Raw genomic sequence first — 13,216 nt, 5'->3', positions numbered from 1 at the left:
CCCTCCCGCCGCACCCGAACCTGTCGGTGCCCCACCCTACGGTGAGGCCCCTCGGACACCGGAAGACGCCGGAGGAGACCCCGACGGCCGGCCGCCCTCGACATATGTGGATGCCCGACGATATCGTCGGACATCCAACCAATTGGCCTAGCGGTCCACGATGCAGCGGAGCGTGGGAGGGTCGAAGACATGAGTACCGGATCGGACGAGACCGCGGCGATGGCCGCGGCCGTACGGGAGTTCGCCCAGGAGCGGTTCGCCCCGCACGCGGCGCAGTGGGACCGCGAGAAGCACTTCCCGATGGACGCCCTGCGTGCCGCCGGGGAGCTCGGGCTGGGCGGGATCTGGCTCGCCGAGGACGTCGGCGGCAGCGGCCTCACCCGCGGCGACGGCGTCGTCTTCTTCGAGGAGCTCGCGCGCGCCGACCCGGCGCTGGCCGCCTACATCTCCATCCACAACATGGTCGCCTCGATGATCGACACCGGCGGCACGCCGGAGCAGCGCGAGCGCTGGGTCCCGCGGCTCGCCTCGTTCGAGCACCTCGGGAGCTACTGCCTCACCGAGCCCGACGCGGGCTCCGACGCGGGCGCCCTGCGCTCCACCGCCAATCGCACCGAGGGCGGCTACCGGCTCGACGGGGTCAAGCAGTTCATCTCCGGGGCCGGCGTCTCCGACGTCTACGTGGTCATGGCCCGCACGGGCGGCCCCGGGGCCAAGGGCGTGAGCGCCTTCGTCGTCGAGAAGGACACGCCCGGCCTGTCGTTCGGCGCGAACGAGGCCAAGATGGGCTGGAACTGCCAGCCCACCCGGCAGGTCGTGCTCGACGGCGTCGAGGTGGGCGAGGACGCGCGGCTCGGGGCCGAGGGAGACGGGTTCCGGATCGCCATGAAGGGCCTCGACGGCGGACGGCTCAACATCGCCGCGTGCTCGCTCGGCGGCGCGTCGTGGGCGTACGAGCAGTCGGTCGCCCACCTGCGCGACCGCGAGGCGTTCGGCGCCCCCCTCATCGACGCGCAGGCGTTGCGGTTCCGCCTCGCCGACATGCGCACCAAGCTCCACGCCTCGCGCCTCATGCTCCACGACGCCGCGGCCCGCGTCGACGCGGGCGACCCGAGCGCCACGGTCCACTCGGCCATGACCAAGCGGTTCGTCACCGACGCGTGCTTCGAGGTGGCGAACGACGCACTCCAGCTGCACGGTGGGTACGGCTACCTGTCCGAGTACGGCATCGAGAAGGTCGTGCGCGACCTGCGGGTGCACCAGATCCTCGAGGGGACCAACGAGATCATGAGCCACATCGTGGGCCGCGCGATCGCCGGGGGGACGGCATGACCGACGCCGGCACCGACACCGACACCGACACCGACACCGACCACGCGGCGCGCGCCGCCGGCGAGGGCCGCGGGCTGTACCCCGACGACTCCCCCGTCCTCGCCCGCGTCGTGGGCGGCGCCGGGCACATCGTCCTCAACCGGCCGCGCGCGATCAACGCCCTCACCCACGAGATGGTCGGCCTCATCGCGCGGACGCTGCAGACGTGGGAGCACGACGACGCCGTCCGGACGGTCGTACTCACGGGAGCGGGCGAGCGCGGCCTGTGCGCGGGGGGCGACATCGTCGCGCTGTACCGCGACGCGACGGACGGCGACGGACGGGCATCGGCGCAGTTCTGGGCCGACGAGTACCGCCTCGACCACGCCATCTCGGTCTACCCCAAGCCGTTCGTCGCGATCATGGACGGGATCGTCCTCGGCGGAGGGATCGGCCTGTCGGCCCACGCGGCCATCCGCGTCGTCACGGAGCGCTCGTCGATCGGCATGCCCGAGACGGGGATCGGGTTCATCCCCGACGTCGGCGGCACGTGGCTCCTCTCGCACACCCCCGGGCAGACCGGCACGCACCTCGGCCTCACCGCGGGGTCGGTGCAGGCGGGCGACGCCATCGCGCTCGGCCTGGCCGACCACTACGTCACCACCGACGCGCTCCCGGCCCTGCTCGAGGCGCTCGAGGGCGACGACGTGGACGCGCTCGCCGCGGTGCGCGAGGCGGCGGGCGAGCCGCCGGCCTCCCCCCTGTCACAGGCGCGCTCCTGGATCGACGAGGCCTACGCCCCCGAGGAGGTCACCGAGATCCTCGCCCGCCTCGACGCCTCGGGGGTGCCCGAGGCGGCGCAGGCCGCGGCGACGATCCGCCGCCGCTCGCCCACGTCGCTCGCCCTCACGCTGCGGGCGCTGCGCGCGGCCGCCACGATGAGCTCGCTCGGAGCGGCCCTCGACCAGGAGTACCGGCTGGCGACGCGTGTCCACGCCGGCCACGACTTCGCCGAGGGCGTGCGGGCGCAGGTCGTCGACAAGGACCGCAACCCCCGCTGGGACCCGGCGCGTCCCGAGGACGTCGACCCCGCCGCGATCGAGGCGTACTTCGCCCCCCTGGGCCCCGACGAGCTGGGGCTGGGCCCCGACGAGGCCACCACCACCGGCACCCCGCACCCGGAGAAGGAGACGTCATGAGTCGACGCATCGCGGTCATCGGACTGGGCAACATGGGCGGCCCGATGGCCGCCAACCTCGTCAAGGCGGGGCACACCGTCACCGGTTTCGACGTGTCGGAGGCGGCGCTCGCGGCCGCGACCGACGCCGGGGTGGCGGTGCGGCCCAGCGCCGCGGAGGCCGTGGCCGACGCCGAGGTGGTCCTGACGATGCTGCCCAACGGGGCCCTCGTGCTGGGCGCCTACGACGAGCTCCTGCCGGTGGCGGCCCCGGACACCCTGTTCATCGACTCCTCGACCATCTCGGTGGCCGACGCCCGCGAGGCCGCGGCCCGCGCCCACGCGGCGGGGCACCGCGCGATCGACGCGCCCGTCTCGGGGGGTGTCGGCGGAGCCACCGCCGGGACGCTGACGTTCATGGTGGGCGGCAGCGACGCCGACGTCGCCGACGCCGGTGACGTGCTCGAGCCCATGGCGGGACGCGTCGTGCACTGCGGGCCCGCCGGGGCCGGCCAGTCCGTCAAGGTGTGCAACAACCTCATCCTCGCGATCCACATGATCGGGGTGAGCGAGGCGTTCGTCCTCGCCGAGGAGCTCGGGCTCTCCCACCAGGCCCTGTTCGACGTCTCCTCGACGGCGACGGGCCAGTGCTGGGCGCTCAACGTCAACTGTCCGGTGCCCGGCCCGGTCCCCACGAGCCCCGCCAACCGCGACTACGCGCCCGGCTTCGCGAGCGCCCTCATGGCCAAGGACCTCGGCCTGGCCATGGACGCCGTCCACAGCACCGGCGTCGGGGCTCGCCTCGGCGAACTCGCCGAGCGGATCTACCGCGACTTCGCCGCCGGCGAGGGCGGGAGCCGGGACTTCTCCGCCGTCATCGCGGACGTCCGGGCCCACTCCACCGACCGTGCCGGCACCGATGCCGGGTCCGACCCCACCCCCGACGCGACGAAAGGCCGTTCCTCATGAGCGAGCTGGACCCCACCACCCGTGAGTACGAGTGCATCCTCGTCGCCCGCGAGGGCCGCGTGGCCACGATCACGCTGCACCGGCCCAAGGCGCTCAACGCGCTGAACGAGCAGCTCATGACCGAGGTCGTCCAGGCCGCGGAGGCCTTCGACGCCGACCCCGGCGTCGGCGCGATCGTCCTCACGGGCAGCGAGAAGGCGTTCGCGGCCGGCGCCGACATCAAGCAGATGGCCGGCAAGGACTTCCAGGAGATGTCGACCACCGGCTTCTTCGGCGCGTGGGACCGGCTCGCCGCGCTGCGGACGCCGCTCGTCGGGGCGGTGGCCGGGTACGCCCTCGGCGGCGGCTGCGAGGTCGCGATGATCTGCGACATCCTCATCGCGGCCGACACGGCCGTCTTCGGGCAGCCGGAGATCAATCTCGGCACGATCCCCGGCATCGGCGGGTCGCAGCGCCTGACCCGCGCCGTCGGCAAGGCCAAGGCGATGGACATGATCCTCACGGGCCGCCGGATGGACGCGGCGGAGGCCGAGCGTTCGGGCCTGGTCTCGCGGGTGGTGCCCGCCGACCGCCTGCTCGACGAGGCCCACGAGATCGCGGCCACCATCGCCTCGAAGTCGTTCCCCGTGGCCGCCACGGCCAAGGAGGCGGTGAACGTCGCCCTCGAGTCCACGCTCGCCGAGGGCCTGCGCTTCGAGAGGCGCGTCTTCTACTCGACCTTCGCGCTGGCAGACCGGAGCGAGGGCATGGCCGCGTTCGTCGAGAAGCGCACCCCCGACTTCCACCACCGCTGAGCCGGAGGTCCCCTCACAGCGGGGGCGGCGCCGGCGGCGGGTCGGTGAAGTCGCCGGCGTCGCGGCGGAAGCGGGCGAGGACGTGGGTGAGCCGGGCCTGGTCGTCGATCTCGAAGCCGACGTCGGTGAAGACGTCGGCGTTGAGGTCCGCCGTCGCCGCCTCGGCGACGGCGGCGCCGCGTCGGGTGAGCGCGAGCAGGGTGGAGCGTCCGTCGCTCGGGTGCGGCACGCGCTCGACGAGCCCGTCGCGTTCGAGGCGGTCGGCGATGCTCGTCACCGACGTGGGGTGGACCTGCAGCAACCGGCGCGCGCGGTTCATCGCCATCCGCCCGTCGCGGGTGAACGCGAGCAGCCGCAGCATCTCGTAGCGCGCGAACGAGACCCCGTGCGGCCGCAGCGTCGCCTCGATGCGGGCGAGGAGGATCTGTTGGACGCGCATGATGGACGTCACCGCGCTCATCCCGTCGGCGGCGTCCTCCCAACCGTGGGCGACCCACTGGGCCCGCGCCTGCGCGATGGGGTCGGCGGGCAGGACCGGCGCCGACTGCGGGTCCCGCGGCCGGGGCGTCCGGGGTGAGCTGGGGGGCATCGTCGTCCTCGTGGGGGGCGGTCCGGTACCCCCGACGGGATTCGAACCCGCACTCGAGCCATTTTAAGTGGCCTGCCTCTGCCGGTTGGGCTACGGGGGCCCGCCCAGGCTAACGCGCCGACCAGCGGGGCAGCGGGCCGGCGCGACGGCCGGCGGACACGGAACGGGTGACCGACCCCGCCCCGCTTGTGCCGGGATCAGTCGCCGGTGAGCGGCATGTGCTCGCCGCGGGCGGCGTCGTAGAACTTGATGCCGACGCCGATCTGCTCGGCGAGGTGGTACAGGTCGCGGTTGACCTCGATGATGTCGGCCTCCGCCGGGAGCTCGACGCGCAGCACCGAGATGCGGCCGCCACCGATGCGAGTGCCGAAGTCGATGACCTCGCCGTCGTACCGGGCGATGACGCTCGTGAACGCGGCGAGGACGCCCGGGCGGCCGGCGGTGCGGATGCGGAGCACGTAGCGCGGATCCGAGCGGGACTCCTGGCCGTCGGTCGTGTAGTCCGTGAGCTCGTACGCCGTGATGACGACGTCCTCCTCGTGCCCGGGCAGCTCGTCGAGGGCGGCCCGCACCTTCTCGAGGGTGCAGTCGGTGCGGACGGCGATCTGCAGGGACGTGTTGCCTCCGGGGAGCAGGCTCGTCCTCGGATCGTCGTGGTAGACCGCGATCTTCATGAGGGCGTCCGTGATCTCGGCGATCCGGCCCGGGCGATCCTTGCCGACGGCGAAGACGACGATCAGGTGCTCGCTCATGCCCCGACGATACCCCGGCCCCCCGCCTCCGAACCGTCCGGGGTGCCCGCCAGGGAGACGGCGAGACCGTCGAGGATGTCGTGCTCCGAGACGAGCACGACGACCCCCGGAGACGCGTCCGCGACGCGCTCGACGATGCGCGCCCACACGAGGGCGCCGGCGGCGATGACGTCGACGCGACCGGGGTGCATGAACCCGAGCGCCGCGCGCTGCGCGGTGCTCATCCCGGCGAGGTCGCGGCAGGCGGCGAGCGTGGCGGCCGGGGTCTGGACGCTGCCGTGGATCGCGTCCCGGTCGTAGGCGGGCAGTCCCAGCGCGTGGGCGGCGACGGTCGTCACCGTGCCGGCGAGGCCCACGAGGGTCGCCACCCCGGTGAGGTCCACGGCGCGTGCCACGTCGTCGAGGGCGGCGTCGACGTCGCGCAGGAGCGCGGCCACGCCCTCCGGACCGGGGCGGCCATCGCCCGACCCGCCCGGCCCGGCCGCCAGCGCCCGCTCGTACAGGCGGACGCACCCGACGTCGACCGAGATCGACGCCTCGACGTCGCCGGTCCCCCGGACGAACTCCGTCGAGCCTCCCCCGAGATCCACGACGACATACGGCCCGGCGGCGCGCCCGGCGAGCCCGGCCGTCGCCCCGGTGAAGGACAGGCGCGCCTCCTGATGTCCGGTGATGACCTCGGGCCGCACCGGCCGGGGCGCGAACGCCTCGACGACGCCGGCGACGAACTCGTCGGCGTTGCGGGCGTCCCGGGAGGCCGACGTCGCCGCGAACCGGACCCGTTCGACACCGAGGCGGTCGCACTCGGCGGCGTAGTCGCGGCACGCGGCGAGGGTGCGCGCGAGCGCCTCCGGCGCGATGAGGCCGGTCGCGTCGATGCCTGCCCCGAGGCGCACGATCTCCATGCGCCGCAGGACCTCGGTGGCGGCGACCTCGCCGCCGGCGTCGTCGACGTCCGCGACGAGGAGGCGGATCGAGTTGGTCCCGCAGTCGACGGCTCCGACGCGCACGGGCGCGCTCCCTTCGGGTGGGCGCACGGGGCGGTCGGGCCTCCGGCGCGCGGTGGTGACGGTGGTGGTGACGGTGGTGGTCGGTGCTGGTGCGAGGGGCGGCGGGGGTCGGTGTCGTCCAGGGTCGTCCAGGGGCGTTCGGAGCCCTGCGGGTGGGACGGACCGGCCGTCTCGACGGTCAACCGTGTCACACCCCCGTCACGTTCCGCCGGTAGCCTGCCGATCGTGGACACCTCGAGCACGACTCCGCCCTTCACCAAGGTCCTCGTCGCGAACCGCGGTGAGATCGCCATCCGCGCGTTCCGCGCGGCCTTCGAGCTCGGGATCCGGACCGTCGCGGTCTTCCCGTACGAGGACCGCGGCAGCGAGCACCGCCTCAAGGCCGACGAGAGCTACGAGATCGGGGAGCGCGGGCACCCCGTGCGCGCCTACCTCGACCCCGAGCTCATCGTGGCGACCGCGCTGAAGGCGGGCGCCGACGCGGTCTACCCCGGCTACGGCTTCATGTCCGAGAACCCGAAGCTCGCCGCCGCCTGCGAGCGCGAGGGCATCACCTTCATCGGTCCGAGCGCCCGGGTGCTCGCGCTCACCGGCGACAAGTCCCGCGCCATCGCCGCGGCGAAGGACGCCGGGGTGCCGACCCTCGAGGGCGTCGCGCCCACCCGGGACGCCGACGATCTCGTCGCGTCCGCGGAAGGCCTGGCCTACCCCCTGTTCGTCAAGGCCGTCGCGGGCGGCGGCGGACGCGGGATGCGGCGGGTCGACGAGCCGGCCCGCCTGCGCGAGGCGGTGCAGGCGTGCATGCGCGAGGCCGAGGGCGCGTTCGGAGACCCGACGGTGTTCGTCGAGCGGGCCGTCGTCGACCCGCGGCACATCGAGGTCCAGGTCCTCGCCGACGGGACCGGCGACGGCCCCGACGACGGGGTGATCCATCTCTTCGAGCGCGACTGCTCGGTCCAGCGGCGCCACCAGAAGGTCGTCGAGATCGCCCCGGCCCCCCACCTCGACCCGGAGCTGCGCGAGAGGATCTGCGCCGACGCGGTGGCGTTCGCCCGCGCGATCGGCTACCGCAACGCGGGCACGGTCGAGTTCCTCCTCGACCGCGACGGCAACCACGTCTTCATCGAGATGAACCCGCGCATCCAGGTCGAGCACACGGTCACCGAGGAGGTCACCGACGTCGATCTCGTCCAGTCGCAGATGCGTATCGCGGGCGGGGCCACCCTGGCCGACCTCGGCCTGGCCCAGGACACGATCCGCCTCCGCGGCGCCGCCCTGCAGTGCCGCATCACCACCGAGGACCCGGCGAACGACTTCCGCCCCGACACGGGCAAGATCACGACCTACCGCTCCCCCGGCGGCGCCGGCGTCCGCCTCGACGGCGGGACGACCTACACCGGCGCCACCGTGAGCCCCCACTTCGACTCGATGCTCGCCAAGCTCACCTGCCGGGGCCGGGACTTCGAGACCGCCGTCTCGCGGGCGACCCGGGCCATTGCCGAGTTCCGCATCCGCGGAGTGAGCACGAACATCCCGTTCCTGCAGGCCGTGCTCGACGACCCCGACTTCCGGGCCGGGCGGCTCGCGACGTCGTTCATCGAGACCCACCCCCACCTGCTCACGGCGCGCAGCTCGGCCGACCGCGGGACGAAGCTGCTCAGCTACCTCGCCGACGTGACCGTCAACCGGCCGAACGGCGAGGCTCCGGTCGTCGTCGAGCCCCGCTCGAAGCTGCCCGACACCGACCTGGGCGTCGCGCCGCGCGACGGCAGCCGCCAGCTCCTCCTCTCCCACGGGCCGGAGGGCTTCGCGCGCCGCCTGCGGGAGCAGAAGCGCGTCGCCGTCACCGACACGACGTTCCGCGACGCCCACCAGAGCCTGCTCGCGACGCGGGTGCGCACCTACGACCTGCTCGGGGCCGCGGAGCACGTGGCCCGCACGACCCCGCAGCTGTGGTCGATCGAGGCGTGGGGCGGGGCGACCTACGACGTCGCGCTGCGGTTCCTCGGCGAGGACCCGTGGGAGCGGCTCGCGCGCCTGCGCGAGGCCGTGCCGAACATCTGCCTGCAGATGCTCCTGCGGGGGCGCAACACCGTCGGGTACACGCCCTACCCCACGGAGGTGACGGCGGCGTTCGTGCAGGAGGCGGCGGCCACCGGCATCGACGTCTTCCGCATCTTCGACGCGCTCAACGACGTCGCGCAGATGGCGCCCGCCATCGAGGCGGTCCGCGAGACCGGCACGGCCGTCGCCGAGGTCGCGCTCTGCTACACCGGCGACCTGTCCGACCCGAACGAGTCGCTCTACACGCTCGACTACTACCTCGGCCTCGCGCAGCGCATCGTCGACGCGGGCGCCCACGTGATCGCGATCAAGGACATGGCGGGCCTGCTGCGGGCCCCGGCCGCCCGCACCCTCGTCACGGCGCTGCGCGAGCGTTTCGACCTGCCCGTGCACCTGCACACGCACGACACCGCGGGCGGCCAGCTCGCCACGCTCCTCGCGGCGATCGACGCCGGTGTCGACGCCGTCGACGCGGCGAGCGCGGCCCTCGCCGGCACGACCTCGCAGGTGGCGATGTCGTCGCTCGTGGCCGCGACCGATCACTCCGAGCGCGAGACGGGCCTCGACCTGCGGGCCGTGTGCGAGCTCGAGCCGTACTGGGAGGCGGTGCGCCGGGTGTACGCGCCGTTCGAGTCGGGGCTGCCCGCGCCGACCGGCCGCGTCTACCTCCACGAGATCCCCGGCGGCCAGCTGAGCAACCTGCGCCAGCAGGCGATCGCGCTGGGTCTCGGCGAGAAGTTCGAGCAGATCGAGGACATGTACGCGGCGGCCAACCGCATCCTGGGCAACATCGTCAAGGTGACCCCGAGCAGCAAGGTCGTCGGCGACCTCGCGCTGCACCTCGTCGCGGTCGGGGCGGACCCGGACGACTTCGAGGAGAACCCCGGTCGGTACGACGTCCCCGACTCGGTCATCGGGTTCCTTTCGGGCGAGCTCGGCGACCCGCCGGGTGGCTGGCCGGAGCCGTTCCGCAGCAAGGCACTGGAGGGGCGCACCGCCCGGCCCGGCCTCACCGAGCTCGACGACGCGCAGCGCACCGGTCTCGTCACCGACCGCCGGGCCACGCTCAACGCGCTGCTCTTCCCGGGCCCGACCAGCGACTTCCTCGAGGCGCGCCAGCTGTACGGCGACGTCTCGGTGCTGCCGAGCATCGACTACTTCTACGGTTTGCGGCAGGGCGAGGAGCGCGAGGTCCGGCTCGAGGAGGGCAAGACGCTCCTGCTCGGCCTGGAGGCGGTCGGCCCGGCCGACGAGCGCGGCTATCGCAACGTCATGTGCACGATCAACGGCCACCTGCGGCCCGTCAACGTGCGCGACCGTTCGGTCGCGTCCGAGGTGACCGAGCGCGAGAAGGCCGACCCGTCCGTGCCCGGCCAGGTGGCCGCCCCGTTCGCCGGGGCCGTCACGGTGAGCGTCGCGCAGGGCGACACCGTCGAGGCGGGCGACACCGTCGCGACGATCGAGGCCATGAAGATGGAGGCGTCGATCACCGCCCCCGTCGCGGGCACGGTCGCGCGGGTCGCGCTGAACGGCACCGGGCCCCTGGAGGGCGGCGACCTCGTCGTCGTGCTCGACCCGGCGGAGTAAGGGGTGGGGGGCCGACCCCCCGTCGACACGGCCGGCCGGTCGACCGGTCGTCGCGCGGTCCGTCAGGCGCCGCAGCAGCCGTCGGCCCACCACGGGCCGAGGGCGTCGAGGGCCTCGTCGCCGAGCGGGTTGACGCCCCGGCCGACGGCGAGGCTGTGGGCGACGAGCACGTGCAGGCACTTGACGCGGGTCGGCATGCCGCCGGCGCTGATGCCGTCGATCTCTTCGACGTGGCCGAGGCGCTCCCGGCGCGCGAGGTAGTCCTCGTGGGCGGCGCGGTACGCCGCGGCCAGGTCCTCGTCCTCGCGCAGGCGGGCCGTCATGTCGCGCATGAGCCCGTCGGCCTCGAGCGTGCTGATCGCGCCGGTGAGGCGGGGGCACGTCGCGTAGAAGGTCGTGGGGAACGGCGTCCCGTCGGGCAGCCGCGGCAGCGTGGCGAGCACGGCCGGGCACCCGCACGGGCACCGGTACGCGACCTCGACGACACCGCGCGGCACCCGCCCGAGCTGGTGGGCGACGGCGTCGAGGTCGGCCTGCGCCACCGCCAAACCGTCGCCCTCGCGGGTGTCACCGGCGAGCGCCGCCCCCGTCACCGGGGCCGCCTGCTCGGTCGCGGCGACGTCCGAACCCCCCGCGATCCCGGAGTCGGGGCTCACGGGAGGTTCTCGACGCCGTCGGCGCCGGAGGTCGTGGACGAGCCGGTCGGGGCGGGCGGGGCCGCCGGGTCTGCCGGCAGGACGTCCTCCCCGCCGATGGGGCTGACAGGGGCGTCGACGCTGCCCGTGTCCATCCGGTCGGCGATGACGACGGAACTCCACATGCGCCCGTACCAGGGCACGGAGTCGTCCCCGGCGCTCGGGTTGACGACCGTCGCTCGGCCCGTGAGGCGGTCGCCGAGGAGCTTCTCGGCGCCGATGACCTGGTAGGCCTTCTCGCCCGGGCGGACGAACTTGAGGCGGTCCCGGGCCTGCTGCTCGACGTAGGCCGGGTCCTGCCAGCGCCGGTTCTCGTCCTCGAGGGCGCTCACGGAGGCCCGCTGGGCGTCGAGCTGGGCGTGCAGTTCCGCGAGGTCGTGCTGCTGCTTGAGGTAGGCCCGCACCGTGGGCACGAGCATGATCGCCAGCAGGACGAACACCGCGCCCAGCATCGCGAGGCGGCGGGTCGACCGGCGCGCGAACGGGCTGGCCGCGACCCGGGTGGACCCGGTGGCGGCCCGCCCGTCCCGCCGCGGGGCGCCCGGGCGCCGGCCCGCTGCCCCGGCCGGCCCGCCCGGGGGCCGGCCGGCCGCGGTGGGGCGACGCGCGCCGCGGTTCGGGGTCGACGACGACCCGGCGCGACGGGCCGGCCCGGAACCGGGCCCGCCCGTCACGCTCGAGACACTGCTCGGGCCGGAACCGCGACGGAACCGGCGACGCTCGTCAGTCATGCGATCCCGGCTCAGGCCGAGGCGCCCTTGAAGCGCGGGAAGGCGCCGGCGCCGGCGTACACGGCCGCGTCGTCGAGGGCCTCCTCGATGCGCAGGAGCTGGTTGTACTTGGCGACGCGCTCGGACCGGGCCGGGGCGCCGGTCTTGATCTGGCCGCAGTTCGTCGCGACGGCCAGGTCGGCGATCGTCGTGTCCTCGGTCTCGCCGGAGCGGTGGCTCATCATGCAGCGGAAGCCGTTCGTCTGGGCCAGCGTCACGGCGTCCAGGGTCTCGGTGAGCGTGCCGATCTGGTTGACCTTGACGAGGAGCGCGTTCGCGGTGCCCGAGGCGATGCCGCGGCCGAGACGCTCGGGGTTGGTGACGAACAGGTCGTCGCCGACGAGCTGGACGCGGTCGCCGAGGCGGTCGGTCATCTGCTTCCAGCCGTCCCAGTCCTCCTCGTTCAGCGGGTCCTCGATGGACACGAGCGGGTAGGAGGCGACGAGGTCGGCGTAGTAGTCGATCATCTCCGCCGCCGTCTTGGAGCCGCCCTCGAACGCGTAGGTGCCGTTCTCGAAGAACTCGGACGCGGCGACGTCGAGCGCGAGCGCGATGTCGGTGCCGGGCGTGTAGCCGGCGGCCTCGATCGCCTCGAGGATGAGGTCGAGCGCGGCGCGGTTGCTCTCGAGGTTCGGCGCGAAGCCGCCCTCGTCGCCGAGGCCCGTGGCGAGGCCGCGGTCCTTGAGCACCTTCTTCAGGGCGTGGTACACCTCGGCGCCCCAGCGCACGGCCTCCTTGAAGGACGGCGCGCCGATCGGGGCGATCATGAACTCCTGGATGTCGACGTTGCTGTCGGCGTGGGAGCCGCCGTTGAGGATGTTCATCATCGGCACGGGCAGGATGTGGGCGTTGGGCCCGCCGACGTAGCGGAACAGGGGCAGGCCGGCCGAGTCGGCGGCGGCGCGGGCCACGGCGAGGGAGACGCCGAGGATGGCGTTGGCGCCGAGCTCGCCCTTGTTGTCGGTGCCGTCGAGCGCCAACATCTCGCCGTCGACGAGGCGCTGGTCGCTCGCGTCGAAACCGAGCAGCCGCGGGGTGATGTCGTCGAGCACCGCGTCCACGGCCTGCTCGACGCCCTTGCCGAGGTAGCGGCCCTTGTCGCCGTCGCGCCGCTCGACCGCCTCGAAGGCGCCGGTGGAGGCGCCGCTGGGCACGGCCGCGCGGGCCGTGACGCCGTCGTCGAGCAGCACCTCGACCTCCACGGTCGGGTTGCCACGGGAATCCAGGATCTCGCGGGCGCCGATTTCTTCGATGCTGGCCACAGAACTCTCCTTCGACGGGTGGTGTTCGGGGTGCCGGGTCGGGTCAGGGGCCGGTCCCGCCCGGGTGCGGGAACGATCTCGAGGGCCCGTGACGACCGGGTGACGACGCCGTGACGACGCATGACGACGCCCGGACGACGCCGGAGGGGCGACCCCTGCCTTCGCCCCCGAGCCTACGCGGTCCGGCCCGGGCCGCACCGGCGCGCCACCCCGCCCGCCTGGCGCAAACCTCGTAC

General features: G+C 73.9%; 11 protein-coding genes and 1 tRNA gene. 5 read left to right on the top strand and 7 right to left on the bottom strand.

Annotated elements, in window-relative coordinates; genetic code table 11:
* Positions 1-189 precede the first annotated feature (189 nt).
* The 4 genes from ICW24_RS10490 to ICW24_RS10475 are packed head-to-tail and all read left to right on the top strand — an operon-like array spanning position 190 to position 4,251.
* Positions 190-1,332, top strand: coding sequence for an acyl-CoA dehydrogenase family protein (locus tag ICW24_RS10490; protein WP_226345664.1), 1,143 nt, complete (start codon positions 190-192; stop codon positions 1,330-1,332).
* A complete protein-coding gene (locus ICW24_RS10485) occupies positions 1,329-2,510 on the top strand; it encodes an enoyl-CoA hydratase/isomerase family protein (protein ID WP_226345663.1) in 1,182 nt (393 codons plus the stop codon). The genes ICW24_RS10490 and ICW24_RS10485 overlap by 4 nt, the downstream gene beginning before the upstream one ends.
* Entirely contained in the window at positions 2,507-3,457 is a 951-nt protein-coding gene (mmsB, locus tag ICW24_RS10480) for a 3-hydroxyisobutyrate dehydrogenase (RefSeq protein WP_226345662.1), read from the top strand. The genes ICW24_RS10485 and mmsB overlap by 4 nt, the downstream gene beginning before the upstream one ends.
* The gene (locus tag ICW24_RS10475; RefSeq protein WP_226345661.1) at positions 3,454-4,251 is read left to right on the top strand and encodes an enoyl-CoA hydratase; all 798 of its coding nucleotides are present in this window, start codon (positions 3,454-3,456) and stop codon (positions 4,249-4,251) included. The genes mmsB and ICW24_RS10475 overlap by 4 nt, the downstream gene beginning before the upstream one ends.
* 13 nt (positions 4,252-4,264) lie before the next feature.
* On the opposite strand, the gene ICW24_RS10470 is transcribed toward ICW24_RS10475, so the two are convergent.
* The 4 genes from ICW24_RS10470 to ICW24_RS10455 form a co-directional block, all read right to left on the bottom strand.
* The gene (locus ICW24_RS10470) at positions 4,265-4,840 is read right to left on the bottom strand and encodes a MarR family winged helix-turn-helix transcriptional regulator (protein ID WP_226345660.1); all 576 of its coding nucleotides are present in this window, start codon (positions 4,838-4,840) and stop codon (positions 4,265-4,267) included.
* Between the two features lie 26 nt (positions 4,841-4,866).
* Positions 4,867-4,940: transfer RNA gene (locus ICW24_RS10465), tRNA-Leu, on the bottom strand.
* Between the two features lie 97 nt (positions 4,941-5,037).
* Complete coding sequence (locus ICW24_RS10460; RefSeq protein ID WP_226345659.1) at positions 5,038-5,592, bottom strand: ACT domain-containing protein; 555 nt, start codon at positions 5,590-5,592, stop codon at positions 5,038-5,040.
* Positions 5,589-6,602 carry a Ppx/GppA phosphatase family protein gene (locus ICW24_RS10455; protein ID WP_226345658.1) on the bottom strand — a complete coding sequence of 338 codons (1,014 nt, stop codon included), beginning with the start codon at positions 6,600-6,602 and terminating at the stop codon, positions 5,589-5,591. The genes ICW24_RS10460 and ICW24_RS10455 overlap by 4 nt, the downstream gene beginning before the upstream one ends.
* Before the next feature lie 225 nt (positions 6,603-6,827).
* On the opposite strand from ICW24_RS10455, the gene ICW24_RS10450 reads away from it, so the two are divergent.
* Entirely contained in the window at positions 6,828-10,253 is a 3,426-nt protein-coding gene (locus ICW24_RS10450) for a pyruvate carboxylase (RefSeq protein ID WP_226345657.1), read from the top strand.
* Positions 10,254-10,315: 62 nt separating this feature from the next.
* Here the strand turns inward: ICW24_RS10450 and ICW24_RS10445 are convergent, their stop codons facing one another.
* The 3 genes from ICW24_RS10445 to eno form a co-directional block, all read right to left on the bottom strand.
* The gene (locus ICW24_RS10445; protein ID WP_226345790.1) at positions 10,316-10,801 is read right to left on the bottom strand and encodes a DUF501 domain-containing protein; all 486 of its coding nucleotides are present in this window, start codon (positions 10,799-10,801) and stop codon (positions 10,316-10,318) included.
* Between the two features lie 104 nt (positions 10,802-10,905).
* Complete coding sequence (locus ICW24_RS10440) at positions 10,906-11,388, bottom strand: FtsB family cell division protein (RefSeq protein ID WP_307781327.1); 483 nt, start codon at positions 11,386-11,388, stop codon at positions 10,906-10,908.
* Between the two features lie 302 nt (positions 11,389-11,690).
* The gene (gene eno / locus ICW24_RS10435; protein ID WP_226345656.1) at positions 11,691-12,980 is read right to left on the bottom strand and encodes a phosphopyruvate hydratase; all 1,290 of its coding nucleotides are present in this window, start codon (positions 12,978-12,980) and stop codon (positions 11,691-11,693) included.
* Between the last annotated feature and the right edge of the window lie 236 nt (positions 12,981-13,216).

The organism is Agilicoccus flavus (genome assembly GCF_014857905.1).
Taxonomy (GTDB): domain Bacteria; phylum Actinomycetota; class Actinomycetes; order Actinomycetales; family Dermatophilaceae; genus Agilicoccus; species Agilicoccus flavus.
This window is presented reverse-complemented; position numbering and strand designations above follow the sequence as displayed.

Excerpts from the sequence above, each read along its gene's own strand:
- ICW24_RS10485 (WP_226345663.1), top strand. The coding sequence starts at position 1,329 with ATGACCGACGCCGGCACCGACACCGACACCGACACCGACACCGACCAC.
- mmsB (WP_226345662.1), top strand. The coding sequence starts at position 2,507 with ATGAGTCGACGCATCGCGGTCATCGGACTGGGCAACATGGGCGGCCCG.
- ICW24_RS10490 (WP_226345664.1), top strand. The coding sequence starts at position 190 with ATGAGTACCGGATCGGACGAGACCGCGGCGATGGCCGCGGCCGTACGG.
- ICW24_RS10475 (WP_226345661.1), top strand. The coding sequence starts at position 3,454 with ATGAGCGAGCTGGACCCCACCACCCGTGAGTACGAGTGCATCCTCGTC.
- ICW24_RS10470 (WP_226345660.1), bottom strand. The coding sequence starts at position 4,840 with ATGCCCCCCAGCTCACCCCGGACGCCCCGGCCGCGGGACCCGCAGTCG.
- ICW24_RS10460 (WP_226345659.1), bottom strand. The coding sequence starts at position 5,592 with ATGAGCGAGCACCTGATCGTCGTCTTCGCCGTCGGCAAGGATCGCCCG.